This is a genomic window from Bdellovibrionales bacterium (assembly GCA_016716765.1).
Classification (GTDB): Bacteria; Bdellovibrionota; Bdellovibrionia; order Bdellovibrionales; family UBA1609; genus JADJVA01.
Map to the genome: position 1 here is coordinate 1,397,725 of JADJVA010000020.1, position 24,544 is coordinate 1,422,268.

The 24,544-nt window shown below is 43.9% G+C and carries 29 protein-coding genes; 15 read left to right on the plus strand and 14 right to left on the minus strand.

Going from position 1 to position 24,544, the window contains the following annotated elements; all coding sequences use genetic code 11:
• Window positions 1–50 precede the first annotated feature (50 nt).
• On the plus strand, window positions 51–506 hold the full coding sequence (locus tag IPL83_15350; GenBank protein ID MBK9040515.1) for a YkgJ family cysteine cluster protein: 456 nt from the start codon (window positions 51–53) through the stop codon (window positions 504–506).
• Here IPL83_15350 and IPL83_15355 read toward each other — a convergent pair.
• From IPL83_15355 to xth, 4 genes are all read right to left on the minus strand, one after another.
• Entirely contained in the window at window positions 484–879 is a 396-nt protein-coding gene (locus tag IPL83_15355) for a TraR/DksA family transcriptional regulator (GenBank protein ID MBK9040516.1), read from the minus strand. The two genes, IPL83_15350 and IPL83_15355, sit on opposite strands and share 23 nt — an antisense overlap.
• Before the next feature lie 290 nt (window positions 880–1,169).
• Window positions 1,170–1,628 carry an SH3 domain-containing protein gene (locus IPL83_15360; GenBank protein ID MBK9040517.1) on the minus strand — a complete coding sequence of 153 codons (459 nt, stop codon included), beginning with the start codon at window positions 1,626–1,628 and terminating at the stop codon, window positions 1,170–1,172.
• A gap of 47 nt (window positions 1,629–1,675) precedes the next feature.
• On the minus strand, window positions 1,676–2,185 hold the full coding sequence (locus tag IPL83_15365) for an FxsA family protein (protein ID MBK9040518.1): 510 nt from the start codon (window positions 2,183–2,185) through the stop codon (window positions 1,676–1,678).
• Window positions 2,186–2,959 (minus strand): exodeoxyribonuclease III, encoded by a 774-nt coding sequence (gene xth, locus IPL83_15370; GenBank protein ID MBK9040519.1) that lies wholly within the window; start codon window positions 2,957–2,959, stop codon window positions 2,186–2,188.
• A gap of 208 nt (window positions 2,960–3,167) precedes the next feature.
• Here xth and IPL83_15375 point away from each other — a divergent pair, with 208 nt between their 5' ends.
• From IPL83_15375 to IPL83_15395, 5 genes are all read left to right on the plus strand, one after another.
• Window positions 3,168–3,689, plus strand: a complete 522-nt coding sequence (locus IPL83_15375) for a peroxiredoxin (protein MBK9040520.1) — start codon at window positions 3,168–3,170, stop codon at window positions 3,687–3,689.
• 11 nt (window positions 3,690–3,700) lie between these two features.
• Window positions 3,701–4,921: a hypothetical protein gene (locus IPL83_15380; GenBank protein ID MBK9040521.1), complete on the plus strand. Its 1,221-nt coding sequence runs from the start codon at window positions 3,701–3,703 to the stop codon at window positions 4,919–4,921.
• Between the two features lie 133 nt (window positions 4,922–5,054).
• Complete coding sequence (locus IPL83_15385; protein MBK9040522.1) at window positions 5,055–6,959, plus strand: hypothetical protein; 1,905 nt, start codon at window positions 5,055–5,057, stop codon at window positions 6,957–6,959.
• 102 nt (window positions 6,960–7,061) lie between these two features.
• Complete coding sequence (rfaD, locus tag IPL83_15390) at window positions 7,062–8,033, plus strand: ADP-glyceromanno-heptose 6-epimerase (GenBank protein ID MBK9040523.1); 972 nt, start codon at window positions 7,062–7,064, stop codon at window positions 8,031–8,033.
• 131 nt (window positions 8,034–8,164) lie between these two features.
• Window positions 8,165–8,965, plus strand: a complete 801-nt coding sequence (locus IPL83_15395; protein ID MBK9040524.1) for an RNA methyltransferase — start codon at window positions 8,165–8,167, stop codon at window positions 8,963–8,965.
• 5 nt (window positions 8,966–8,970) lie between these two features.
• Here the strand turns inward: IPL83_15395 and IPL83_15400 are convergent, their stop codons facing one another.
• The 8 genes from IPL83_15400 to ribD all read right to left on the minus strand — a co-directional run bounded on the left by IPL83_15400 (window position 8,971) and on the right by ribD (window position 16,080).
• On the minus strand, window positions 8,971–9,420 hold the full coding sequence (locus IPL83_15400; protein MBK9040525.1) for a hypothetical protein: 450 nt from the start codon (window positions 9,418–9,420) through the stop codon (window positions 8,971–8,973).
• The gene (locus IPL83_15405; GenBank protein ID MBK9040526.1) at window positions 9,421–10,539 is read right to left on the minus strand and encodes a hypothetical protein; all 1,119 of its coding nucleotides are present in this window, start codon (window positions 10,537–10,539) and stop codon (window positions 9,421–9,423) included.
• Complete coding sequence (locus IPL83_15410; protein ID MBK9040527.1) at window positions 10,527–10,907, minus strand: response regulator; 381 nt, start codon at window positions 10,905–10,907, stop codon at window positions 10,527–10,529. Before IPL83_15410 ends, IPL83_15405 begins: the two co-directional genes overlap by 13 nt.
• 91 nt (window positions 10,908–10,998) lie before the next feature.
• A complete protein-coding gene (locus IPL83_15415) occupies window positions 10,999–11,406 on the minus strand; it encodes a response regulator (GenBank protein ID MBK9040528.1) in 408 nt (135 codons plus the stop codon).
• Between the two features lie 30 nt (window positions 11,407–11,436).
• Window positions 11,437–13,401: an Hpt domain-containing protein gene (locus tag IPL83_15420; GenBank protein MBK9040529.1), complete on the minus strand. Its 1,965-nt coding sequence runs from the start codon at window positions 13,399–13,401 to the stop codon at window positions 11,437–11,439.
• On the minus strand, window positions 13,401–13,883 hold the full coding sequence (locus IPL83_15425; protein MBK9040530.1) for a hypothetical protein: 483 nt from the start codon (window positions 13,881–13,883) through the stop codon (window positions 13,401–13,403). Before IPL83_15425 ends, IPL83_15420 begins: the two co-directional genes overlap by 1 nt.
• A gap of 22 nt (window positions 13,884–13,905) precedes the next feature.
• On the minus strand, window positions 13,906–14,787 hold the full coding sequence (locus IPL83_15430) for a hypothetical protein (protein MBK9040531.1): 882 nt from the start codon (window positions 14,785–14,787) through the stop codon (window positions 13,906–13,908).
• A gap of 165 nt (window positions 14,788–14,952) precedes the next feature.
• The gene (ribD, locus tag IPL83_15435) at window positions 14,953–16,080 is read right to left on the minus strand and encodes a bifunctional diaminohydroxyphosphoribosylaminopyrimidine deaminase/5-amino-6-(5-phosphoribosylamino)uracil reductase RibD (protein ID MBK9040532.1); all 1,128 of its coding nucleotides are present in this window, start codon (window positions 16,078–16,080) and stop codon (window positions 14,953–14,955) included.
• A 170-nt stretch (window positions 16,081–16,250) separates the two neighbouring features.
• Between ribD and IPL83_15440 the strand changes: the two genes are divergently transcribed.
• The 8 genes from IPL83_15440 to IPL83_15475 all read left to right on the plus strand — a co-directional run bounded on the left by IPL83_15440 (window position 16,251) and on the right by IPL83_15475 (window position 22,936).
• Window positions 16,251–16,622, plus strand: a complete 372-nt coding sequence (locus tag IPL83_15440) for a rhodanese-like domain-containing protein (protein MBK9040533.1) — start codon at window positions 16,251–16,253, stop codon at window positions 16,620–16,622.
• A 2-nt stretch (window positions 16,623–16,624) separates the two neighbouring features.
• Window positions 16,625–18,013, plus strand: coding sequence for an HAD-IG family 5'-nucleotidase (locus IPL83_15445; GenBank protein ID MBK9040534.1), 1,389 nt, complete (start codon window positions 16,625–16,627; stop codon window positions 18,011–18,013).
• Between the two features lie 200 nt (window positions 18,014–18,213).
• On the plus strand, window positions 18,214–19,008 hold the full coding sequence (locus IPL83_15450) for a DUF2520 domain-containing protein (protein MBK9040535.1): 795 nt from the start codon (window positions 18,214–18,216) through the stop codon (window positions 19,006–19,008).
• Window positions 18,987–19,775 (plus strand): 3-methyl-2-oxobutanoate hydroxymethyltransferase, encoded by a 789-nt coding sequence (panB, locus tag IPL83_15455; GenBank protein ID MBK9040536.1) that lies wholly within the window; start codon window positions 18,987–18,989, stop codon window positions 19,773–19,775. The genes IPL83_15450 and panB overlap by 22 nt, the downstream gene beginning before the upstream one ends.
• The gene (gene panC, locus IPL83_15460; protein MBK9040537.1) at window positions 19,775–20,539 is read left to right on the plus strand and encodes a pantoate--beta-alanine ligase; all 765 of its coding nucleotides are present in this window, start codon (window positions 19,775–19,777) and stop codon (window positions 20,537–20,539) included. The genes panB and panC overlap by 1 nt, the downstream gene beginning before the upstream one ends.
• Complete coding sequence (gene coaBC, locus IPL83_15465; protein MBK9040538.1) at window positions 20,523–21,782, plus strand: bifunctional phosphopantothenoylcysteine decarboxylase/phosphopantothenate--cysteine ligase CoaBC; 1,260 nt, start codon at window positions 20,523–20,525, stop codon at window positions 21,780–21,782. The genes panC and coaBC overlap by 17 nt, the downstream gene beginning before the upstream one ends.
• Window positions 21,779–22,549: a type III pantothenate kinase gene (locus IPL83_15470; protein ID MBK9040539.1), complete on the plus strand. Its 771-nt coding sequence runs from the start codon at window positions 21,779–21,781 to the stop codon at window positions 22,547–22,549. The genes coaBC and IPL83_15470 overlap by 4 nt, the downstream gene beginning before the upstream one ends.
• Before the next feature lie 24 nt (window positions 22,550–22,573).
• A complete protein-coding gene (locus IPL83_15475) occupies window positions 22,574–22,936 on the plus strand; it encodes an aspartate 1-decarboxylase (protein MBK9040540.1) in 363 nt (120 codons plus the stop codon).
• A gap of 9 nt (window positions 22,937–22,945) precedes the next feature.
• On the opposite strand, the gene IPL83_15480 is transcribed toward IPL83_15475, so the two are convergent.
• A complete protein-coding gene (locus tag IPL83_15480; GenBank protein ID MBK9040541.1) occupies window positions 22,946–23,365 on the minus strand; it encodes a hypothetical protein in 420 nt (139 codons plus the stop codon).
• Here IPL83_15480 and IPL83_15485 point away from each other — a divergent pair.
• Complete coding sequence (locus tag IPL83_15485) at window positions 23,355–23,648, plus strand: hypothetical protein (protein MBK9040542.1); 294 nt, start codon at window positions 23,355–23,357, stop codon at window positions 23,646–23,648. The genes IPL83_15480 and IPL83_15485 overlap by 11 nt on opposite strands.
• Here IPL83_15485 and IPL83_15490 read toward each other — a convergent pair.
• Window positions 23,612–24,541 (minus strand): hydroxymethylglutaryl-CoA lyase, encoded by a 930-nt coding sequence (locus tag IPL83_15490; GenBank protein ID MBK9040543.1) that lies wholly within the window; start codon window positions 24,539–24,541, stop codon window positions 23,612–23,614. The two genes, IPL83_15485 and IPL83_15490, sit on opposite strands and share 37 nt — an antisense overlap.
• Window positions 24,542–24,544: the final 3 nt, after the last annotated feature.

Below are 24,544 nucleotides of genomic sequence, written 5' to 3' on the forward strand. Positions count from 1 at the left end.
TGGTCGAATCAAGCCTATATTGATCCTCAATAAAATGAGGTTTAGTTACTATGTCCCAGAAACCCTGGTTTGCCAAAGGGCTGAAATTTGAATGTCAAGGGAGCGGAAACTGCTGTATTTCCCGAGGACAATACGGATTCGTTTATCTAACGAAGGAGGATCGGAAGCGCCTTGCTAAGATACTGGATCTGACTACCTCGGCTTTTGTAAAAAAATACTGCGATAAAAGTGATGGTTTCTTTCATCTCAAAGAAATTCAGAATAGACCGGAGTGCGTTTTTTTACTTAAAAACAAATGCAAGGTTTATAAAGCTCGACCCACTCAATGTCGCACCTGGCCTTTTTGGCCGGAGACCCTCTCTCCAAAGTCATGGAAAAAAGAAGTTGTCAATTTCTGTCCTGGAACTAACAAGGGTCAGGTCCACTCTGCTCACGAGATAAGAGAGCAGAGAGACCAACAGATTGAATGCGATCGCCAGTTGATCAGCGAGCGTACTTTTTCCTAAGACTCTCGCGAATCTCAGCTCCTTCAATGCTTAAACGGGTCCAAGGAATTGCCAACAGCCGATCAGGCTCAATCGCCTCTTCAGTCTCCTCGCAGATTCCATAGTTCCCACTTTCAATGCGAGACAAAGCAATCTCGATTTCCATGAGTTGCTTTCGCAGACGTTCCGTCATACTTAGGAACTCGCTCTCGGCCAGAGCCCTCATCGTCTGGTCTCCTTCGTCGCCCCCCCGATCCTCGGATGTATGCAGATCCATGCGAGCTTCCTTGACTCGATTCAAAAGCTCAGCTTTTGTCTCGAGTAATTTTCTTTTGCATTTGTTGATTAAATCACCTGATAGACTGCTCATTTTAGCTCCCCCCCTTGTATGCATTTCAGTGCCAAAATGGAACTGAACTATTTACACACAACCGCTGCTGTCTTGGCAAGATAAATTCTTACATGCTCTTAAATCTTTTAACTTCTCTACTTGCAAGAAAAATGACAGCCATGGAGCGTGCTGGCGAATTCTTGCTTCCCTTCCTTAAATCAAATTCCAATTTTTCATATTGCTGAAAAGCACATCGTCTCATAAAGAGAATCATTACAAAAAATATGCTTAATTTGTAGGCAGTTCATCCATAAATAACTAAAACAAATCTTCATTATTTATGAAGCGGCTTACTAAAATCCAATTCGACTCACAGTGACAGGACGCCACACTGCCGAATCGTGAACCCAAAAGGAGTTCCCAAAATCATCTTCTACTTGATACCAATCCTCTCGGCGATCAATTCGCTTGAATGGCCAATATTTATCAGCAGTCGCGTAGGCCGCTATAGGAAACTCTGTTCCGGGCCCAGCTCTAAGATTGGCAGTCTTTCCTCTCACTGAGACACACTGATACTGAGTCGTCACGAATCTCGCGGAGACCCAGTGTTGATCGCCATTTTGATCCTCCACCTTGTACCAAGCGCCCTTTTTTTCCAATCGAACAAGGGGAGTAAATTTTCCTACAGTCCACGTGATAGGGGAATTGGGATCCGGCGATGACCTCAAATTGGCCTCAACAACCTTGACACAAAGGCCTTGAGCCGTCGATGTCACAAAACAAAAAAAGTAAACTACAGCCTGCCACTTCACTGTTATCTCCTTCCCCTTGAGCCTAGCAAGTCTGGAAGGCTGATGCATCAATTCTTATCCACATTTTCTTTTAGCTTGATTGGACTGATATCTATGATTTCCCCCTCCCCTCGATTATGAGGCGAGGTTACCGATGATGACTTCTCCTCTTGGCGAAAATCCCAGGAAGCTCTGTAGATTTTAAACTCTCCACTTCGTACTTTTGATTCCACCGAGCGTTTAATGAGCACAACAATCACTCGTCTCGAAATCGGAAGCAACAGGAATAGGCCGAGGAAATCAGTTAAAAATCCAGGCGCAACAAGCATAATGCCACCAAATACAGTCAATGCTCCCTCGAGGAGAGAATCCGCCGGCATCTGTCCATTGAGTAAACTCTCATTTATCTTTCGCCAAATCACTCGACCCTGGCTTTTAGCTAAGAAAATTCCCAAGAATCCACTCACTAAAACTGCCAGAAGAACCACACCGACCCCAACAATTCCCCCCATGCGAATCAGCAGGATCAAATCAAAAATGGGCAATACAAATAGTAACAAAACTATCCAAGCAAACATTTACATCTCCAAGATTGCACTAACTGGACAATGATCCGAACCCAGCTGATCCCTTTGTATCTCTACAGATTGGACGCAACTCAAAAGCCCTTTGCTTACGCAAATATGATCTATTCTCCATCCTCGATTATCAGTCCGAGCCATTTTTTCACGATAAGACCACCAAGTGTACATACCCTTTTCCTCCGGATAAAACTTGGCTACCAGGTCAACAAAACCTAAATCTAAAAATCGTTCAAACCATTCTCTTTCTTCAGGTAAGAAGCCGCTCACCTGACTCAGTCTCACCGGATCAAACACATCAATATTGCGATAGGCCACATTGTAATCGCCCACCACTATGAGTTCTCGCCCCCCATCAATTCCTGATTTCAAGTGACGGCAAAATTTCTCCAAAAAATCCTGCTTGAAAGCATGCCTCTCTTCGCTGGCCGAACCATTGGGAAAATAGACGTTATAAAGAACAAAATTTTTATGTTCCGTGATGACAAAGCGGCCCTCATGGTCAAATTTTCGAATACCTATTCCATGACGGACCTTCAACGGCTTATCTTTCAGGTAAGTCGCTGTTCCACTGTAACCCGGCCGATGAGCGGATGACCAATGTACCTCCCTTTCTGGAAGCTGCAACAGTTCTTGACTCAATTGCTGAGGGTGAGCCTTCGTCTCTTGCAGGCAGAAAATATCCGGATCCTCTTGCTTCACATAATCAAAGAAGCCCTTTTTTGCCACTGATCGAATTCCGTTCACATTCCAAGTTACAAGCTTCACAATTCCTCCATGTCAGATCGAATCTATCCCACAGCTGAGCCACCCTGTGCAATGAGGGTGTAACACCGCAGTATTTTTCATACCCTGGGCCGCGCTCCCTTTGCTATAGTTTGTATTTCTTGCCGCTCAATTCGTGATGTGGCAGATTCGAGTTCCGGTATTTAAATAAGAAGCCTGAGTTTCGGTGTTTTTGTTAAATAAGGAGGAATCCATGCCAATGATAGGTCAACCGGCCCCTCAGTTCAGAGCCCCCGCCGTCGTCGGAGGAGACTTCAAAGACATCAGTCTCACAGATTACAAAGGAAAATGGGTTGTTTTGTACTTCTATCCTCTTGATTTTACTTATGTCTGCCCTACCGAAATCACTCAATTCCGAGACAGTCTTCCCAAGTTTAAAGAGGCCGGTGCTGAGGTGATTGGTGTTTCCATAGACTCCGTCCACTCCCATCGTCGTTGGATTAAAGACGACTTGGGTGATCTAGGTTACCCTCTGATTGGAGATGTCACCAAGCGGGTTTGTCGCGATTATGGCGTTCTCATTGAAGATGCCGGGATAGCGACGAGAGGGACTTATATTATTGATCCCGAAGGAGTGATCCAATACATTGCCTTGCATAACCTGAAAGTCGGTCGGGACACAAATGAAATTCTCCGCGTTTTGCAAGGGCTTAAAACGGGTGAGCTTTGTGGCGCTGGCTGGAGACCCGGAACAAAACACGTCTCCATCAGTTGATCTTTCTTTCGATGAATAATGATCTTTTTTATCAAGAGTTTAAGAGAAAACTTTTTGAGAATTATCCTTCGACAGAAGCCATCCCCGACCTGGATCTTCTCCATATGGTTTCTCCTTATGTGATCGAAGTTGAAAATGGGACCATTGAAAGAATTCGCAGTTTTATTGAGTCCGCCTATTCTCTTTCTCGAACAGCTGAATATCAGGCGAAGATCCAAAAAGACGATACAGAGGTGTTCTCGCATCCAAGCAGAAATCAATCGGTGTTGATGGCTTATGATTTTCATACACCCCTGCAGCGAGAATCTCTGATTGAAATAAACACCAACGCAGCCATGTTTTTGATATCAGATTTACTCAACCAGATTCAGGGAATACACCTGAAGTCAAAGAATGGCTTGAGTCCCATTCAGGCGCTAAAGGAATCATTTCTTGAAGAGTTCAGAGCTTTTTCTCGGAGTCCCACGTTCTCACCCAAAAAAATCGTCATTACTGACGAAAATTTGAAACAACAGAAAAGATATGTCGAGTTTCTCATGTATAAGGATCTCTTCGCCAGCTGGGGCTGGAATCCCGAAATTGTCGAATTTCAGGACCTGCGTCCGGACCCAAGCTCTCGATCGCTGCTAACTCCAGCTGGAGAAAGAATTGACCTTCTCTATAACCGATATTGCGATTTCTATTTATCTCGTCCCGAATCTCAACACCTTCGTCGTGCTTACTTAGAGGGCTGGTGCTGTGTCTCGCCAAACCCATTTGAGTATCTTTTACTCGCGGATAAAAATCGAATGGCGGAGCTCAGCTCGCCCACCTTTCAAGATCAACTTTCAAATGCCATCTCACCGGCCTCCTGGAAAGCTCTTAAATCATCAATTCTTCCGACCTTTGATATTCAGTCTTTTCAGGACCGAGAAACTCTTTGGAACAATCGAAAAAAGTTCATTTTTAAGCCAAAAAATCAGTATGGAGGTAAATCTGTTTATCGAGGAGACGGACTTACACACAGTGTCTTTGAGAGAGCCGTGAATGAAAACTTTTTGGTTCAGGAATACGTTCCCGCCCCCGAACCAAGGCTTACAAAGCCGTCTCCTTTACCCAAGGCTTGGAAATATGATCTCCGCTTTTATGTCTATCGAGATGAAATTCAAAATATTGTAGCCCGACTTTATAAGGGTCAAGTCACTAACTTCCATGAACCTCTTGGTGGTTTCGCGTCGATAAATATCATCTGATAATAATTGGATAAAAACAGACAAAATGAGCCTTGATTCTTGGCAAATCCAGCTGAAGAGCTGAGAAATAACGCCGATAAGAAAAAGTAGGCGCCAACATAGCGAAGTCCAATCATATTGGGAGTGTGTCGATTTGAGTCAAAAACACCTTGCTTATGACAACACAAAATTATTCGAGAAAAGCCCAGATAATTCGAATAATCAAACTTCCTATTCTGCCTTTGACCAGCTCAACGGTGATCATCCCTGGCGCGATTTTGTTCCAGAGGGATTAATCAATTATCCCGTCCGAATCCTGCCAAAGGGACAGATCGCATATTTTAATTACTCACTTGCAAAGGAAATGGGCCTTCTCCCCGAAAGCCACCCTTCCGAGCTCAATGCGGAACTGAGAAAAAAAATAATCTCTACTTTTAGTTTGCGAATTATCAATGAATACGATCAAGAGCAGGGAATTCAGTATCCAAAAAAGCATATGAAATCTCATCCCTATATGGCGACGCGCTATCTTCAGCTTCAACACCCAGACAAATGCGGAAGAACCAGTGGTGATGGCCGATGCATTTGGAATGGTTTGGTCACCCATCAGGGAGTCATATGGGATGTGAGCAGCCGAGGAACGGGCGTCACGGCCCTTGCCCCGGGCTCGGTAGAAGCCGGCAGACCCCTTCAGTCTGGCGCTACTCATTTTGGATACGGCTGTGGAATGGCTGATCTAGACGAACTTTACGGAGCAGCTATTCTGGCCGAGATTTTTCACAATCAAGGAATCGAGACCGAGAGAATCCTAACCATCATTGATTTGGGGAATGGTACTGGCATTGGCGTGCGGGCCGGAAAAAATCTCATTCGACCTGCTCATATGTTTCTTTATTTGAAACAAGGCAATCTGGAAGCTCTCCGCCGCTCTGTCGACTATTTCATCATTCGTCAGCACCGAAATGGGGAATGGAATTTTGGCATTCATCATCCCCATAAATACCAACTTATGCTAAAAAAGATCATTTCAAATTTTGCCAAATTTGTCGCTAAACTAGATCGTCAGTACATATTCGCATGGCTTGACTGGGATGGAGATAACGTTTTAGCGTCCGCAGGAATTATCGATTACGGAAGTGTGCGACAATTCGGTATCCGTCACGATCAGTATCGATATGACGATGCAGACAGATATTCAACCAGTCTGAATCAGCAAATACCCAAAGCCCGAAAAATGATGCAAGCATTTGTTCAAATTGTTAATTACTTGGAAACCGGCCTCAGACAACCCTTCGTTTCCTATGCCCAAAGCTCGTCTCTTCATGATTTTGACCGTCTCGTTGAAAGGGAATTGCATTTCGAATTTTTAAAACAGTTAGGTTTTTCCATGAAGGAGGCTCATTCTCTCATGGAAAAGCATTTACCAAAGATAAAAGAGCTCTACCTTAATTTTTCGTTCTTGGAGCGAAAAAAGACCCGGCGCCAGGCAAGGAAGGTCGCCGATGGAATCAACAGGCCTGCCGTCTATAATTTGAGGGTTGTTATCTATCAACTCGCACTGTTTTTTAATGACTGGGCAGCAAACTTGACGAATGCACAGTATCCTATTGATGAACTTTTTGGATGCATGCTCTCAGAGCATGCATCCAGCAAAGATTCAATCTTGACCACTTCTACCGAAAGGCGTTTGACTCGATTTCAAGAACAATACCGGCAGATTATTGAGATTACGATACAGGCATCGAAGCGAAGCCCCACATCTGTGATGTTCGAGATTTTTCAGCGAGCGAACCTCATCAATCGCAAAGACCGAATAACGGGCAATGCACTGATACATATTGTCGGCGAGCTGATGGATGCGAAAAAAGAGGGCCTCTCTTTTGCCGAAACACAGAAAGTCATCGACGAATTCATTTCCAGTCAAAGCCTGAATCTGGAAGCTATCAGCTCTCCAAGGGAGCCTAACCGCCTCCCTAAGCCAATAATATTCAATAGGCGAGAAAAGAAGCTCTTGTCCGCTGTGCTCACACTTATTGAAGGTCATAAAGAAGATATTTAGGCGAATTCCTGCGAGAAATATTGCGCAGCATTATTTTAGTGCCCATACAATTGAACAGCTCTAGATGATAGTGATATGGGGTTACACCATGAGGAGCTGTTGATGATTGTGATTACAGGGGCCACAGGCTTTATAGGTAGCGCTCTACTTTGGGAATTAAATCAAGGGGGTCGCGAGAATATCCTCATTTCTGACCACATCCCACCAACTGAACGTCCCCAGCTTTTCTCCAAGCTTTCCTTCGAAAAATTTGTCTTGGCCAATGAGTTGCTCGAATATCTCAAAGCCCTAGAGAATCCTCCTGAATACATTTTCCACATGGGGGCATGCTCCTCGACCACCGAAAAAGACATAAATTATCTGAAAAAAAACAACACTCTCTTTACAGAGGATCTTTTTGATTACTGCGCAAGAAATGAAGTTCCCTTTCTCTACGCGAGCAGTGGTGCTGTTTATGGAAATGGAGAACACGGATTCGATGATCAAAGTCCTCCCACTCTCTTTAGTCCCTTAAACCCCTACGGTTGGTCAAAACTCAATTTCGATGTGATCGCTTTGCAGAAAGATCAATGTCCCCCTCACTGGTACGGCTTGCGTTTCTTTAATGTCTACGGCCCCAATGAGTATCATAAGGGAAGCATGGCAAGTGTGGCTTATAAGGCCTTTCTCCAAATTCGTAAAAGCGGCGAGTTAAATTTATTCAGGTCCCACAATCCTCTCTACCCGGACGGAGGACAACTGCGAGATTTCATTTACATCAAAGACATTACAGAGTGGATGTTAGAAATAATGAACAGAAAAGGCCAAGTGGGGTCCGGAATATACAACATGGGATTTGGAAAAGCTCGAAGTTGGCTAAACCTCGCTTCCTCTGTATTTCATGCACTGGATAGACCCGTGAAAATCAATTGGATCCCTGTCCCTGAAGACATTCGTGCTCAGTATCAATATTTTACCGAAGCCAAATTGGACAAGTTACTCTCGGCCAGTATGCCATCACCAAAATGGTCACTCGAAGATGGTATTTTTGATTATGTGACCAAGTACCTACAAAGACCTGACCCTTATCTATAAAATGATAGTTCTTCCAAGGAATAATGAGTGGCGCTGACAATAAGACGAATGGAATTTTCCTATTCTCTCAGAAAACTTCAACCCGCATGAAAACTGGATGTTTCAATAAATGCCAAATAGATATTAATCTTGTGCTTGTCAGAACAATTTATCCAAGTAATATTGGCTCGGTCGCCAGAGTTATGGGAAACATGGGGGCCCGCCGCCTCATTTTGATTGACCCCCAGTGTGAGATCAATTCAAAGGCTCGAGAGAGTGCCGCTGGCGCTCAAAAATACTTGGCTTCGCGATCAACATACTCTCATTGGGATGAATTTTACCAAAATGAAATGTCTGGAGTCAGGATTGGACTGACACGCAGGACTGGAAAACTCCGCACTGACATCTCATTGAACAACGTACTTTCCAAATTAAATCTGAATCTTTCTGAGTCATATCCTCTGCAAATCTATTTGGTTTTTGGTCCAGAAGACAATGGACTCTCTGCCGATGATTTGGCCCTATTAAACTTTTCAGCATGCCTTCCCATCTTTGGTAAGTTTCCCAGCATGAATTTATCACACGCAGTTTTACTGGCTTGCTACCTCGTAAAAGATTGGGCCCAAGCCCTGACCCTGACGATCGACCAAATAAACCCAGATATAATTGACCAGCCAAAAAATAAACCTCAAGAGAGCCTCATCGGTAAGCGCAAAGCAAATGGTCTCTATTTTCCCGATGAGTCAATCCGAATTTGGTTGGAAGCAATCGGATTTTCACTAGAAAAACGTCGTGCCAGCGCCTATACAACCATTCGACGCCTCCTACTTCAGAATCAACCTAGCGAAACAGAACTCCACGTTCTCGAAGCGGTTCTCCAGCAAAATATCAGAAAACTCCGAAATGCTTCAATGGCAAGTGATCGCTCAGCTGGTGACTCGACTCCAAAGTGAGCTAATTATTTCTTTGTCTGCTTTTTGAAAAGGCGACCGACGATCGAAGTGAGCTCTCCCGTAAACGTATCAGTATTAGTATCTCTAGGCATTCGAAGGCTTGCAATCTCCCTCCTGACATCAATCATCCCCGGCTCAATAGCGAGCGCCTTATCAAACTGAGCCAGAGCTCCATCCAAATCGCCTGATACCTTCTTAACAAGTCCAGAGACAAATAGATAGACTGGATTCCTGCGATCTTCCGCCTTAATTCGATCCATTTTTTTTTGAACTTCCTTGAGCACATCCTCAGGCAGTCTGTCTCCGTAGGCCTTGATTGTCGCCCAGCTCCAGTACAAGTACAGATTGTCACTCGGATAGGACTTGATGCTTTCGTTTAGCTTTACAAGAGATTCTTTAACCTTTCCACGGCGCAATAGTTCCAATCCTTCTTCCGTCAACTTCTCAGAAATCATTTACTTCTCAGCCTCTTTCTGCTTCTTTGATTGTATAAATCGATCTCTCTTCCCCTCATTACCCACAATATCATAGGCATCGGATACAAGTGCATAAACTCTGTTCACAATTGACTTCAATTCCTCTGGGGCCGCTGAAGAAATCTTATCTGGGTGATTGGCTCTGGCAAATTCCTTGTAGATTTTTTCTGCGTCCTTAATTTCAACTTTTCCCCCTGCCCCGAAGTACTTAAAAATCTCGAACGGATCCTTTCCGTCGATATCACGAAGTATGGTTTTCAGTCGTAGAAGCTGATCGTCTCCACCTTTTGCCCGCTTGACATCATCAAATATGATCAGTCGTCGAAGTGCGATCAAATGTATAAGCCTGTAGAATTTTGTCTTGTCCCAATCATGTGCCTGAAGAAGTTCCTCGATTGTCTTCTCACTTGGAAGTTCCTCGAGAAAGGTGGGACTTACTTCGCTCACAATCTTGTCATAAACTTCATGGGAACTCGAAAAGTCGGGACCCAATCTCATCGGATGATCAAGCCAAGGAGAATAGAATTCCTCTAACCACTTCAAAGGATAATACTTATTGATCACCTTGTAATAAAAGGAATCCAGCATTGAAGAGGAAACCCCCTCACCTAAAGATTTTACTCTCTCCGGTACAAAATTAATTTGAAGTTTCGATTCCTTTACCAGTTTTTCTAGGTCGTAAATGATTTGATCCTTTTTTATAAGTCCGGATGCGTGAGGACTGATTAGATTTTCAGCTATAAGATTTTTAACCACGTCTCCCCGACGTTGCTTCTCAGGGAGTTCATCAAAATCAACGGTGGTTAAAAAGCCTGCATCAACCAGTAGTTTTCCCAACATGGATCCGCTGTCGGCGGTATCTACTTTGTCAATAAATCCGTTGTTAAAATTAATTCCCGAAATATCACCATTTTCTGTCGCAAGATTCAAAAATCCTGAAGACTCTGCATCTAGAAGAATAGAAATAATCAAGGGTAGATCAAGACCACTGATCTCATCAATGCTCTCCAAGGCTTTAACACGCTCTCTGTCCGAGGCGTAAGGCTTCGATAATAATGCATGGAGCGGCACCTTTGGAAGGTCAATCAGCCGCTCCAACTCCTTTTCAGGACATCTACCAGAGCAGCATTTGAAATTGGTTTGGTAAAATACTCTTTGGCCTGAGTTTTATTAATCGCATCTTGAGCAAAGGCCTTATCTTTGAAGATTCCGCTGACAAAAATAATAGGACCGTCACCGAATCGACTTTTGCGTAACTCTTGCGCCAATTGCACACCATTCATTTTTGGCAACATACAGTCAATGATTGCACCGTGTACAGGTTTGATCCTTACCGAATTCAAGGCATTTTCGGCTTTAGCTACAACAGTTGTCTTAAATCCCGCCCTTACCACAACTTCATTCAGCGCTTGCCTCGAGTTCTCATCATCGTCGACAATCAAAATGTTGATTTCATTCTTGTTCATGCAGTAACTTGTCGGAAAAACATAGAAAAAAAATGATAGCCTATCGATTTATTGGAACTTTTTAATTACCATCCAAACGCCCGGTGTACTGTTACTCTGGGACGTGTTTTCTCCATGCATCTTCAAGACGCCTGGCCAGTGTCTCCAAATTAAACGGTTTAATTACATAACCACTAACGCCACCAATCGCCGCAGTAATAACCGATCCCTTTTCATTTTCTGTCGTCACAAGTAGAAAGGGCAAAGTTTTGAATTTCTCATCACTTCGAACCGTGCGAAGAAAATCAAGCCCGCTGGGACCAGGCATATTCAAATCAGACAATACGAGTTGAATAGGCGTTGGACTATTAATATAAAAATTAAGTTTACCTAGACCCTCATTCACATCTGAGGCAGCCACAATTTTTCTGAAACCAAGACTAGCCAATCCATCGACTATCACTCGACGAATATTGACGGAGTCATCGACCACCAAAATATGTGTGTCCTTGTTAAACATTTCCTCACCAATTAAAAAATGGACCCAACTTTAGGCGGATTTAGCCGGTCTAATTTCCCCTGCCTTATCCGGTACTACAATAATAAACTTTGTACCCAAATCCACTTCCGACTCCACCCTCACTCTCCCTCCCAAACGCTGAACTTCATTTTTGACTGCATCCATCCCTACCCCTCTTCCTGAAAATTCACCAGGAATAGAGCGAGTCGATAGTCCGGGATGAAATATAAATTGGATGACCTCACGATCATCATTGATCGTTCGCTCGTCCAAACCAGGAATCATATCTTTTACAATCCTTCTGACGGCCTCTGGAGAGATACCAGACCCATCATCAGAAATTATCAATTCAATCGACTCCCTATTTTCTAAGATGACTTTTCTCGTCGAAACGAGGATTTTTCCTGCCTCGCTTTTTCCTTTTTTCATCCGTGAAACAGAATCTTCCAAACCATGATCTACAGCATTTCTGAACACATGAACCAGCGATTCTACAAGATAACCATAGCGATCAAGAGAAACGCGAATGTCCTCTCCGACAAATTCGATAGCAGCCACGGTTTTTCCCTGCTTTTCTGCGATAACCTGAATGACTTCATTATAATAGGACAAGAGCGACCTGATCGATTGATTCAAGTGTTTGTCGTGGATTTGAGATAGCTCTGCATGGGGCATTCCAAGCTCTTGTAGACGCCTGAGAATCGCAAGAAATTCTGATGCCTCCAATTCCACCCTGGAGTCAGAATCATCTGGCAACGCCCGCAATATCTCCTGAAACTCGCCAATAAACCCCTTATATCTTTGTTCAAATCTCTTCAATGACACACGATAAGGCTTTAACAGATGAGAAGGATCCTCCCCTGCTTCAAGTATTCTTAACGGCTGAAGACAATCTTGACATTCCCTGCAGGCATCTCGAATCTCAGCAGCCGAAAATACGCTCGACTCTCCTTCAATTGTGTGCAATCGCCTAAAAGCCTCATCTGAATCAAAATCACGAGCAGCTCCCTCTGAAACTTGATCTCTCAAAAAATCAATCGCTGTACGGGTGCCTTTTAAAAATCTTTCGAATTGCTTACGATTTCTGAAAACTTTTAAGATCAATTGAGCGTGCTTCTTTTCCTTTTCTAATTCTCTTTGAGCTTCTCTCTCCAGGGTTTTATCCGTAGCAACTAAAACAAGCTGTGAGGGAGCCTTTCCTTCTTCTGCAATTGGGTAATAATCAAGGCAAATTTCGTGCCCTTTTGTATGTTTGTAGCGATTCGGGGCTAAATCAACTAGACTTTCGAATGGCAAAGACTGAGCAAAAACTGCTTTGCACCACATCTCAAATTGCTCCCGATCTGCTCCCTCAAGTCTCAGAACATCATCTATAAATTTTCCTCCCGGTGATGACTCCAGAATTTTCAAACAGGCTCTGGTAAAGATCTCTGAGACTTTTCTATCAGCACCAAATACCAAAAAACCTTGTCCCAAACTTTCCATGATGGCTCTCAACAAACGACTCACTTCAGATAATTCAAGAGTACGCTCGTTCACCATTTTCTCAAGATTTCTCGAGTAATCCTCCAACTTCGCCTGAGCTTTTTGAAGGCGCTGAATATATTCTTCCTTTTCTACAATTTCTGACCTGTATTTTCCAACCAGGACTTCCTCAAGCGTTACATCCCGCAAAATGATCATCCAATGGGAACAATCTTCTTGCTTAGCAAGCGGAAGTATTGCGATTTGTACCTTTCCGTTTTTTCCGCTTCTCAATTTATATTGCACTTCACGGTAGGCCGTTTCTTCAGCCATGCCCCAAGTTCCTCCAGGCATGACAAACAAAGAAAGATCATCAAACTCAACAAATTCATGGAGCGGAGCAGCCTTGGAGAGTCTACGAAGGGATGTTTCCAAAAATGATGTTGCCGCTTCGTTCGCATAGGCCACTCTCCGATTTTCATCGACGACAAATACGGGATCAAGAAATGGGTCATACAAACTGTAGTTCATCAGCTCTTTTTCAGGAATTTAAAGTACTTGTTTTCGATAACATCCATTTCCATAACATCTCCTGACTTATCACATTTGATTTCCGATGGAGGCATGATCTCACCATCATCCTTGAATTCCATTCCCTTTCTAAAAATGACCATTTTTTCAGATCCTGAACTTTCACAATAATAGGGCACATAAAAGCTATCAACCGAACCATCCTTAGGAAGAAATCCGGCCACCATGTTGATCTGATCAACGATGACTTTAGGACAGTGTCGATAGATGATTTTACTACCCTGCGGAGCAGTCCTTATCCACTTTATCCATTCGCGAATGCCACAGGAATTAATAGATGCCACTTTATCTAGATCCAAGACAACTTGAGTGCCGGGCGGAAACTCAATATTTCCGAAATTGGCATCTTCATTGATAGATCCAGAAATAACCATCAGCAGATTTTCCTTATCCTTCTTTTTCTCGACCCTAAATTCGCTCATTTTTCCCTCCTCCTTTTAATATTCAAAATTCATAAAAATGTAAATTTTTTGGCTCTTCCTCGCGCTTTCTTGCACTCATACCCAAGGGAATTTTACAGAACACCAAGGTCTGACGACCCTTTTGAACCGCGATGTGGTAGGAAACAGAAAGCTTAAATAACATAAATGAACCGATGCCTGCACCGCCGACTCCGGACCAATTCACATTTTCAGCAATACCACCGGTAAAACACGCCTGTATCCTCTTCAGCAAACTATCAATTTGCAAGCTGCCATATTCGTCAACGCAGCCAATGACCAATTGTTTCTCGTGCACTCCCGCAAATAATAACCCCAACTTGCCAGCTCCTCTTCTTACTTTTTCAGAATCCAAAGCTGGCGCTTCGAGTTTTCCCAAAGAATTCACAAAAGGAGCATTGTATATCGCATTCATCACCATTTCATCGGCCGCACCCAAAGATTCCGTCACTAAAGTTTGATTCCTTAATTCCTTTTCCGCCCACAATCTAAAAGAATCCAAAACTGACTTCTTATCATCAGATCCTGAAAATCGCATAGAGAATCCACGCAAAGAAGACTCCACTTGGTCACAGAAAACACCGGGACGGAGCATCGCTGACAATGGATACTGCATTGCTCTCTGTGGATACGCCGCCAAGTAGGAGGCTGCCAAAATCTCTGTAGCAAAATAGGTCCCATTTGCCTGGCAAATATGATTTGTTCTCTGGGATATTGCAAAATCAATCACTTTTTCCGGACTTTCGCTGGAGCAAACCCCTATCAAATTGCCCCCCGATACCCGCAAAGGGGAACTTTGTGGCAAATCAACAATTTGGATTCTATGGCGGAGGTCTATGGGTATAATATCCACCACAGAATTTTCATTTTTTTTGGCTACGTTCACAGTTTTCTCCGACACCTGTACTCACTCAACCGCTGAAATTGATTCATAGAATCGCATTCTATCAGAGGTCTCCCCTGAGGTACTTATCGGCATTTTTTGGCAACGATTAAGAAAACGGCTAATTTGAAGTGACAGATCTCAATATGGTGCATTCGCGAGAGTTGGCTAGCGAAATTTGAGACGACCCGAAATAAGGACATCCCCATCGTATCCCGTAATTCGGGGCGAATCCAACTCGGGACATCGTTCTAGTTCCTGACCAATCAACCCACAGGTCCAGGACAAGCCCGACGGATAACCTAGAATCTTAGGAGCCAAAAACAAATACATTCGATCCACAGCACCTTGAACCAGATAGTTCGAAAAAGTGCTTGCTCCACCTTCGACAAAAACAGAGCAAATTCCCATTTCAAAGAGACGCCGAGAAAGATCATTCAAATCAATTTTAGAATCTTCCAACTTCACAAGCATTTCATGGTGTCCATCACTTGGTCGTGAAGAACTGGATTTCGAAATAACCTGAATAATGTCGCTTGGAGAATGTGACTGAGAAAATCTGTAAATACTCAAATTGCTACCAAGTCGCATCTGTGGATCGAGTACTACCACCTTATTGGGTTTCTCCCCAAACCACTCACTTCGAACATTTAGCTGTGGATTATCTGACCTAATTGTCCCATTGCCGACCAATATGGCCTGATAACATCCTCTCAAATAATGAACGGCTTCTCTGGACTTTGCATTAGTGATCCACTTGGCCTTTCCGCTACGATCCGCAACAAATCCATCCAATGTAATGGCCGCTTTCATCCCAACAAATGCTCGTTTTTCAAGAATATTAACCAAAAAAACTTCCACCAGCTCCGCCAGCTCAAGCTTAAAAGGCCCACTCCACTCCGCTACATTGATACCAAATTGACGAATTTTTTCTATGCCCCGCCCCGCCACCATTGGGTTAGGATCCTTCATACCAAATACAACTCTCCTCAGAGGCAGCTTTGCCAACTGATCCGCGCAAGGAGGAGTTCTGCCAAAATGCCCACAGGGCTCTAAAGTAACAAAAACCGAGGCGCCTTTCAGACACTCAGTATCCCTAACTGTTCTAATTGCCTCCACTTCGGCGTGAGGCGCTCCATATTTTGTGTGAAAACCCTTCCCTATCAAGAATCCATTTTTATCCAAAATAACACAGCCAACGGGGGGGTTTGGAGCAACAAATCCTATTCCCTTTCTTGCTTCAAGAATAGCCATATTCATCGCTTCTTCGTCGGACAAAGCTGCCTCTCCCATCACTCAGGAAATCCCCATGCTAAGACCATCAAACATCCTCTCATTGCAAAAATTTTCATTAAGATTTGGATCTTCAATTGATCTAAAAGATCATGACAGCTATAGATAGTAACGGTTCTGCCTCCTTTTTCCCGTGAAGCCCAAACCTAAGGCAGATTGGCGAGGATTTTACTATGACAAAAACGCGCGTTGATTTTAGCTCGAAAATGTCAAATCCACATTTTCCCGGAGTCGTTGACATCTCTCCGGAAGAGCTTTTTGAAAAGAGATCCCATGTCAAACTTATTGACGTCAGAGAATCTCGCGAATTCACCGATGAACTCGGGCATATTCACGGCGCAGAACTCATCACTCTTAATCTCATTCCAGAAAAGATCGGGGAAGTCCCGCGAGATACCACTGTTGTATTTATTTGTCGCAGCGGTGGCCGTAGCGCACAAGCAACAGCCTTCGCTCTAGAAAATGGTTTTTCTTCTGTTTACAATATGAAGGGTGGAATGCTTTTATGGAATCAACTCGGATTTGAAACAGAAGGGGGAAAATAAACTTGAACCAAAAAAGTGTAAGCAAGGTATTCGTTAACCGCACACTGAGCTTGAAAAAAATTACCCATATTGGCTTTGACATGGATCACACTCTCATCCGCTACAATAGCCGAAAGTTTGAAGAATTAGCGCATAATATGATGCTTGAAAAGCTCATCAAGGACCACGGATACCCAAATGTCATTCAGTCCCTCAAATTCGACTTTGATCGTTCCAGACGAGGCCTCGTTATCGATATTCATCGAGGCAACATCCTCAAACTCAGTCGCCATGCTTCTATTCGCGTGAGCTATCATGGATTGACTCCCATTAGCTATTCCCAACAGCGCAAGGTCTATAAGAGTTCTTACATTGACCTGGGTGAGCCGGGTTTTGACATTGTTAACACCACTTTCTCCATTGCTATCTGTGGGTTGTTCGCCCAACTCGTAGATTTGAAAGATAGCTCAGAGACCAAGACATTGCCTGACTATTCAACAATCGCTGCCGATCTCACATCCTGCCTCGATAAGGCTCACCGTGATGGAAGCCTAAAAGGCGTCGTCGCCTCTAATCTCGACGACTACATTTACAAGGATGCTCGAGTTGTCCATGGTCTAGAGAGATTCATTCGTCATGGAAAGAAGATCTTTATTGTTACCAATAGTGATTTTCACTACACGAAGCTTTTGCTCGATTATGCTATCAACCCCTTTCTCAAAAATACTACTTGGGAAAATTTTTTCGAAGTCGTGATAACTTCTGCAGATAAACCACGATTTTTTTATGATAATCTTAAGTTTTTAAAGATTAATTCAAAAGATGGAACGATGACTAACCTTCAAGGAAAAGTCTCTTCAGGTGTTTATCAGGGTGGTTGTGCCTCTATTTTTACCAATGATTTAAATTTGACCGCAGACGAAATATTGTACATTGGCGATCACATCTATGGAGATATCGTGCGGTTAAAAAAAGACTGCGCATGGAGAACAGCTTTGGTTGTCGAAGAACTGGATGAAGAAATTGAGTGTTTGCGAAAGGCCGACCAATTTGTCGAACAAATCAATAGCTTGATGAATATGAAGATTCCGTTGGAAACTGAAGTCGACCAACTCATCTCTGAAAAAATTGAGACGGGAAAAAATATTCACGAAACAAAAATCTCTCAACTGCTCATGGAAATCTCAGAACTCGATAAAAAGATTTCTCCTCTCATCAAACGCCAGCAGGAAGTGTATAATCCTTGGTGGGGAGACGTCATGAGGGTTGGCATTGAGGAGAGTTTTTTTGCCTATCAAATGGAGAGATATGCTTGCATCTATATGGCGAAGATTCAGGATCTCTTGGATGTATGTCCCAGAACATACTTTAGGTCTTCCAAACGCTTAATGCCCCATGAAATTGTGACCTAAAAAAATCGCTCGACTGATATTTTTTTCTGTTTTCTGAATCCTGGATTTTTCTGGTTGGTGATTCGGTGCTTTTCTGCTATCGTGCCCAGGTTCGCTGAGCGACCACTTTTTGGTAAACGAAGGGTCGACTGAGTGACCATTCCGTAGCGGAATGCCTTGTGTTGATTTTAACTTGATCAGAAGAGGACGGGACTTGATCCATGGGACGAGTACCTCAGGACCAAAAAGATTTTTTTTCATCCGACACAAATTTTTTATTGATCGGCTCCGGTCGACTTGCCCGCCATCTGGCCTATTTCTTTAACCACCTTGATATTCCTTTGAGTTTCTGGTCACGAAATAATGATCCAAACTTTAATACCTTAGATCCCAGCGATGGAACGCCCCAGCAACGCCTCCGTAAACTTGCAAAGGTGGCCTCGCACATTTGGATTCTTACCAAAGATGAGTCCATTGCTGAAATCAGTGAGCTGTGTGCGGATTCACGCGGCGCTCTTCTTCACTGCTCAGGAAGTCTCAATTTAGTGGGAGTTTATGGAGCCCATCCGCTGATGTCCTTTGGCTGGAATTTATATCCCCATGCTACCTACTTGAAAATCCCCTTTGTTCTAGATTCGAAAACTCCGAACCTCATTGAAATCTGGCCCGGATTGATCAATCCACAGATTCGATTAGAGGAGGATCAAAAGCCTCTCTATCACGCTCTTTGCGTAGCCAGCGGAAACTTCAGCACTCTGCTTTGGCAAATAGCTAAGGAAGATTTCTCCAGATTGGGAATATCTTGGTCCCATCTTCAACCCTATTTGAATCAGATTTTTTTAAATCTCTCTCATTCTCCCGACAAGGCCCTCACTGGTCCACTCGCTCGTTTTGACACAATGACTATTGAAAAAAATCTCCAAGCCCTCAACGGGCACGATTTAGGAGATGTCTATTCTCTTTTCTGGAAGATTTATCAAAAAAGGAGAGCAATATGTCCCTACCCAATTTTATAAAAATGAAGCAATCAGGTAGAAAAATTTCTATGATCACTTGCTATGATTTTTGGTCAGCAAAACTGTTAAACCAATCAAGTGTCGATTGCATTTTGGTTGGAGATAGTGCCGCCATGGTCATGCATGGACACAATACGACTCTTCCAGCTTCTCTTGAAATGATGGCCCTGCATTGCGCTGCCGTTTCCAAGGGAGCACCCGATAAATTCATTGTCGGCGATCTGCCTTTTCTCTCATTCAGAAAATCTCTTACTAGCAATATGAAAGCTGTTGAGCGCTTGATGAAGACGGGCGTTCAGGCCGTGAAACTCGAGGGCGCAAGCGGAAATTTGAAACTCATTAAGCATCTGGTTGAATCGGGCGTTCCCGTAATGGGGCACCTCGGACTAACCCCCCAGTCTATCCATCAACTCGGTGGTTTTAGAGTTCAAGGCAGAGATCTTGACTCCGCCCGTCTCCTCGAACGCCAAGCCGTAGAGCTACAGGAATACGGCTGCTTTTCCTTGGTTTTGGAATGTGTTCCTAGCACATTGAGTGAGATTATCACAAAGAATCTTGTAATTCCCACTATCGGAATAGGAGCGGGACCAAATACCGACGGACAAGTTCTCGTCCTACAAGATATGCTTGGCCTCAACCAAGGTTTTAAGCCAAAATTTCTTCGTCAATTTCTCAACGGAAGTGAACTTATAATTTCTGCCGTCAACCAATACGATCAAAAAGTTAAAGAACGAAGTTTTCCAGATCTTAACGAAAGCTACGAATAATGGACATTTTCTTCAAAGGCCAACACTGGCGCAATCAAAGAAAAGCCGATCGAATTGAAGGACTCTCATTGGGGATGATTCCGACTATGGGAGCGCTTCATAGAGGGCACCTTTCCCTCATAGAAAGGTCATTGAAAGAGAATGATAGAACAATTGTCAGCATTTTTGTCAATCCAACTCAATTTGATAATCCGGATGATTTCGCGAATTACCCAATACAATTAGAGACAGATATTGAAACTCTAAGAATCTCGGGAGTCCATTATTTGGTGCTCCCCGATTACGAGGAAATATACCCAGACAATTTCCGCTACCAAGTTATAGAAAATGAGGAAAGTCACCTGCTCTGCGGAGCTCATCGTCCTGGTCACTTCAATGGCGTATTGACCGTCGTCATGAAACTCCTTCATCTTGCTGATGCCGAGCGAGCCTATTTTGGCGAAAAAGACTATCAACAACTTCAATTGATCCGCGACATGGTCAAGGCATTTTTTATGAACGTAAATGTGATTGGATGTCCCACCCTAAGAGAAGAGAGCGGATTGGCTATGAGTTCCAGAAATCAACATTTAAGTCCAATTCAATTGGAAATGGCTTCGCAATTCAATCAGATTCTGAGATCTGCAGCCAGCTCGGAGCAAGCGACGGACGCGCTCAGACAGGTTGGATTCGGTGTTGATTACGTCGAAGAGAGGTGGGGACGTCGATTGGGCGCCGTTCATCTCGGCAATGTAAGGTTAATAGACAATGTCGAACTCAAATAGGAAGCAAAAAAATATTTTATTTCAAATCACCGGATCTGTGGCGGCCTTTAAGGCTTGTTCGGTTATTTCCGCTCTTGTTCAGAAGAAGTACCAAGTTCAGGTTGTAACGTCAGCCTCGGCCCTCAAATTCGTTGGACCAGCAACCCTCGAAGGCCTAACAGGCAGATCTGTTGTACACGATACTTTCGAGCCTGGCCACATGATGAATCACATCAACTTAGCCCGGTGGGCAGATGCTTTTGTGCTTTGTCCTGCGACAGCCAGTGTTATCAATCGGCTGGCCCACGGATTAGGAGACGATTTGATTGGTTCGATTTTTTTATCCCAAGATTTTCGAAAGCCTTATCTCGTTTTTCCGGCTATGAATTCGAATATGCTTGAACACCCCGCAACCAGGGAGTCCATATCTAAATTGAAGGCAATGGGTGTGAGGATTTTTCCAACTGAGAAAGGAATCCTCGCTTGCGGAGAAGTTGGATTTGGTAAGCTCATGAACCCAGACCTGATAGTCGAAGAAATTTCTCGTGTCGCAGTCAGCAGCACCGCCAACTTGGCATTCAGAAAATTGAATATTCTTGTTACCGCTGGGGGTACCACTGAACCCATTGACAGCGTAAGATTCATTAGCAATCGCAGTTCAGGGCAGACTGGTTGCCAGATTGCAGACGCCCTTGCAGATCTGGGACACAAGATTGTTCTTTTGCGATCCAAGACCGGAGCAAGTGCAATATCAAATGGAGATCTCGTTTCACATGATTTTGAAAGTTGTGAGGATCTCAGAAAACTCCTCATTGAACATTTAAGGAACAATTCCTTCGATGCTATTATTCACTCAGCCGCCGTCAGTGACTTTACTGTAGACACGATTGTGGATCAAACAGGTCGCTTTTGCCATCACAACCAGAAAATTTCCTCAGACGGTAACATCTCGATCAATCTCAAGAAAAATCCAAAGCTTATTCGCGAGCTTCGACATTGGTCAGTTAACAAAAGTATATTGGTGATTGGCTTTAAACTCACTTCTACTCACAACATCGAAGATCGGTTGAATTCCCTAAAAAAGCTCCAGCAGGAAGCCTCGCCCGATTTTGTTGTGTTAAACGACCTTTCAGATATTTCTGAGAAGTCACACATATTTTCCATTTATAAAGATGAAACGATCTGTAAGAGCGGCAATACAAAGTCAGATCTGGAACTGGCTATTATCCAGCTCCTATCACAAACCGAGGTACATGGCATATGATTATGTGTTTAGACGTTGGTAATAGCCAAATGTTTGGTGGCGTATTTAAGGACCAAAAGTTGCTTTTCCAATTTCGTCGAAACTCAAGAGGTGGCGCTTCTTCGGATGAATATGGTCTCTTCCTGAGGAGCGTTTTGAGAGAAAATGGTATTGATCCAAATTCCATTGAGAGAATAGCAATATGCACCGTTGTTCCAGAGATTCTTCATTCTTTAAAAAATTGCTGCTTGAAATATTTTACTCGCTCTCCGTTCATCCTTCAGGCGGGAGTTAAGACTGGTCTCAAAATCAATTATCGAAATCCGGGAGAGGTCGGCGCTGATCGAATCGCAAATGCAATCGCAGCCTATCATCTGTATCCAAATCAAGATCTCATCATCATTGACTTCGGAACAGCCACAACATTCTGTGCCGTCTCCTCAAGTCGACAATACCTCGGCGGAGTCATCCTTGCTGGTCTGAGAATTTCTATGGAAGCAATGGAGAGCCGAACCTCGAAATTGCCATCCGTTGAGATCCTTCGTCCCGGTGACGCTCTTGGACGTTCAACAGTAGAAAGCATTCAGTCGGGGCTTTATTTTGGAACCTTGGGTGCAGTACGGGAGATAGTTCATCGGCTTCAAAGAGAGGCCTTTTCTGGGGGCAAGGCGCAAGTCATCGGAACTGGTGGGCTCTCCAGTCTCTTCGAAAATGAAGATATTTTCGACTTAACAGTTCCCGACCTTGTGCTCGTGGGACTTCGGTTTGCGATAGATATGAACACCTAAAGTAGAGAGAGTGAGGATCTCAATATGACATTGACCATGCTTAAATCTAAGATTCATCGGGCTACCGTGACTGATGCGAACCTTTCGTACGAGGGCTCCGTCTCCATCGACCCTCGCCTATGCGAACTGGCGCATCTCCACCAATTTGAAAAGGTGGATATTTATAACTGCAACAATGGCGCTCGCTTTTCAACCTACGTTATTTACGGAGGACCAGGTGAAATTTGTCTCAATGGCGCTGCCGCGAGACACGTTCACAAGGGCGACTTAGTTATTATCGCTTGTTATCTCAATCTGAGTCCTCTTGAAGCCCCAACTCACAAACCCAAGCTTGTATTTGTCGACCAAAAAAATTGCCCTGTAGAAAAACTCGCACCGGAGATATAGTTAATTTCTCTAATCTGGCCCACCTGATTGTTGTTCCAAACTCCAAGGGACCCTGGCTGAACCAAATCTCAGGAATTCAGGATCTTCAAACATGCGTCCGGCAGCAGCGCTCCCGTTGTGAGCACTGCACCAAGCCGAACTCGATCCTGAACCCCTGAGATTTACTTCAGCCAACTCCCTGTGTCTTTGATACAACAGATTCACCGATGGCTTGTGGGCCAACCACTCAATTAAAGTGAAGAAACTTTCGAACGACCTGAGAGAGAATCCGAAGTCTGGATCCTTTCTCAGAAAGTCGGGCGGACGCCGACTCAAGAGATTTTGTTGCAAGCAATGTCGACTGAGCTTCTCAGAAGCTACGGGACAAACCAACGAAAGAGGCCCTGCAAGAGAGAAGCTCTTCAGCAATGTTTCATCATTGACTGACATAAAAAAGATTCTCGGTTTTAATACTGCGGCTGGCCCACAAGCCTTCGGTGATTCTGTTGTGTCCAAAAGACACAGGGAGCAGGCTGAAGCAAATCTCAGGGGTTCAGGATCGAGTTCGGCTTGGTGCAGTGCTCACAACGGGAGCGCTGCTGCCGGACGCATGTTTGAAGATCCTGAATTCCTGAGATTTACTTCAGCCAGGGTCCCTTGGAGTTTGGAACAACAATCAGGTGGGCCAGCTTATGATCACCTGATCGTCCCTGGAAGGGGAAGGCCGGCCTGACCAACATGAGAAAGAAGTCTTCTGCCAATGATAGGTTCAATCCACCTTTTTGTTTCAATGAGACCTTCTAGATCTACGTCTGTTCTGACTCCCATTGCATGCATCATATAGACTAAATCTTCGGTCGCCAAATTTCCAGAGGCTCCTTTGGCATATGGACAGCCTCCCAAGCCTCCCACGCTCGAATCAAAGGATCGAATCCCCAACTCATAACTCTTGGCTACATTGGCAAGCGCCGTACCTCGTGTATCGTGAAAATGCATGGCCAGCCGCCGAGCCGGGATTTTCTTTAAAATTTTCTTTAATAGAATCTCCACCTGTCGGGGGGATGCCACTCCAATCGTATCTCCAATTGAAACCTCATAAACGCCTAGCTCTAAGAGGGCAGTTGCCAGTTTAACAACGTATCCTGGATCGACATACCCATCGTAAGGGCAACCAAAAGCCGTGCTGAGATACCCTCTGACTTTTATTTTTCGAGTTTTAGCTTCTTTTATAACCTGTCGAAAACGATCAAAGCTCTCTGCTATGCTGCAGTTGATGTTTTTTTTTGAAAAGCCTTCGCTGCAGGATCCAAATATTGCGATGTCACGCAACTCCGTCCGCACCGCATCCTCCATCCCACGAAAATTGGGCACGAGGGCCGAAATGCGAATTTTCTTTCCTAATTCACCGCATCTCTGTGACTCGAAAAGCTCTGTGATCAACTCCCCACTTTCTTGCATCTGGGGCACCCACTTAGAAGAAACAAAAGCGCCAACCTCAATTATTTTAAGTCCAGCCCGACCTAATCTCAGGACAAGTTCCTTGCGAACCTTTAAACTCAAGCGTTGGGCTTCATTCTGAAGTCCATCACGAGGTCCTACCTCAATGATACGAATTGAATTTGCCATTTT

Excerpts from the sequence above, each read along its gene's own strand:
- IPL83_15350 (MBK9040515.1), top strand. The coding sequence starts at position 51 with ATGTCCCAGAAACCCTGGTTTGCCAAAGGGCTGAAATTTGAATGTCAA.
- IPL83_15355 (MBK9040516.1), bottom strand. The coding sequence starts at position 879 with ATGCATACAAGGGGGGGAGCTAAAATGAGCAGTCTATCAGGTGATTTA.
- IPL83_15365 (MBK9040518.1), bottom strand. The coding sequence starts at position 2,185 with ATGTTTGCTTGGATAGTTTTGTTACTATTTGTATTGCCCATTTTTGAT.
- IPL83_15375 (MBK9040520.1), top strand. The coding sequence starts at position 3,168 with ATGCCAATGATAGGTCAACCGGCCCCTCAGTTCAGAGCCCCCGCCGTC.
- IPL83_15380 (MBK9040521.1), top strand. The coding sequence starts at position 3,701 with ATGAATAATGATCTTTTTTATCAAGAGTTTAAGAGAAAACTTTTTGAG.
- rfaD (MBK9040523.1), top strand. The coding sequence starts at position 7,062 with ATGATTGTGATTACAGGGGCCACAGGCTTTATAGGTAGCGCTCTACTT.
- IPL83_15400 (MBK9040525.1), bottom strand. The coding sequence starts at position 9,420 with ATGATTTCTGAGAAGTTGACGGAAGAAGGATTGGAACTATTGCGCCGT.
- IPL83_15410 (MBK9040527.1), bottom strand. The coding sequence starts at position 10,907 with ATGAACAAGAATGAAATCAACATTTTGATTGTCGACGATGATGAGAAC.
- IPL83_15415 (MBK9040528.1), bottom strand. The coding sequence starts at position 11,406 with ATGTTTAACAAGGACACACATATTTTGGTGGTCGATGACTCCGTCAAT.
- IPL83_15420 (MBK9040529.1), bottom strand. The coding sequence starts at position 13,401 with ATGAACTACAGTTTGTATGACCCATTTCTTGATCCCGTATTTGTCGTC.
- IPL83_15425 (MBK9040530.1), bottom strand. The coding sequence starts at position 13,883 with ATGAGCGAATTTAGGGTCGAGAAAAAGAAGGATAAGGAAAATCTGCTG.
- IPL83_15440 (MBK9040533.1), top strand. The coding sequence starts at position 16,251 with ATGACAAAAACGCGCGTTGATTTTAGCTCGAAAATGTCAAATCCACAT.
- IPL83_15450 (MBK9040535.1), top strand. The coding sequence starts at position 18,214 with ATGGGACGAGTACCTCAGGACCAAAAAGATTTTTTTTCATCCGACACA.
- panB (MBK9040536.1), top strand. The coding sequence starts at position 18,987 with ATGTCCCTACCCAATTTTATAAAAATGAAGCAATCAGGTAGAAAAATT.
- panC (MBK9040537.1), top strand. The coding sequence starts at position 19,775 with ATGGACATTTTCTTCAAAGGCCAACACTGGCGCAATCAAAGAAAAGCC.
- coaBC (MBK9040538.1), top strand. The coding sequence starts at position 20,523 with ATGTCGAACTCAAATAGGAAGCAAAAAAATATTTTATTTCAAATCACC.
- IPL83_15470 (MBK9040539.1), top strand. The coding sequence starts at position 21,779 with ATGATTATGTGTTTAGACGTTGGTAATAGCCAAATGTTTGGTGGCGTA.
- IPL83_15475 (MBK9040540.1), top strand. The coding sequence starts at position 22,574 with ATGACATTGACCATGCTTAAATCTAAGATTCATCGGGCTACCGTGACT.
- IPL83_15480 (MBK9040541.1), bottom strand. The coding sequence starts at position 23,365 with ATGTCAGTCAATGATGAAACATTGCTGAAGAGCTTCTCTCTTGCAGGG.
- IPL83_15490 (MBK9040543.1), bottom strand. The coding sequence starts at position 24,541 with ATGGCAAATTCAATTCGTATCATTGAGGTAGGACCTCGTGATGGACTT.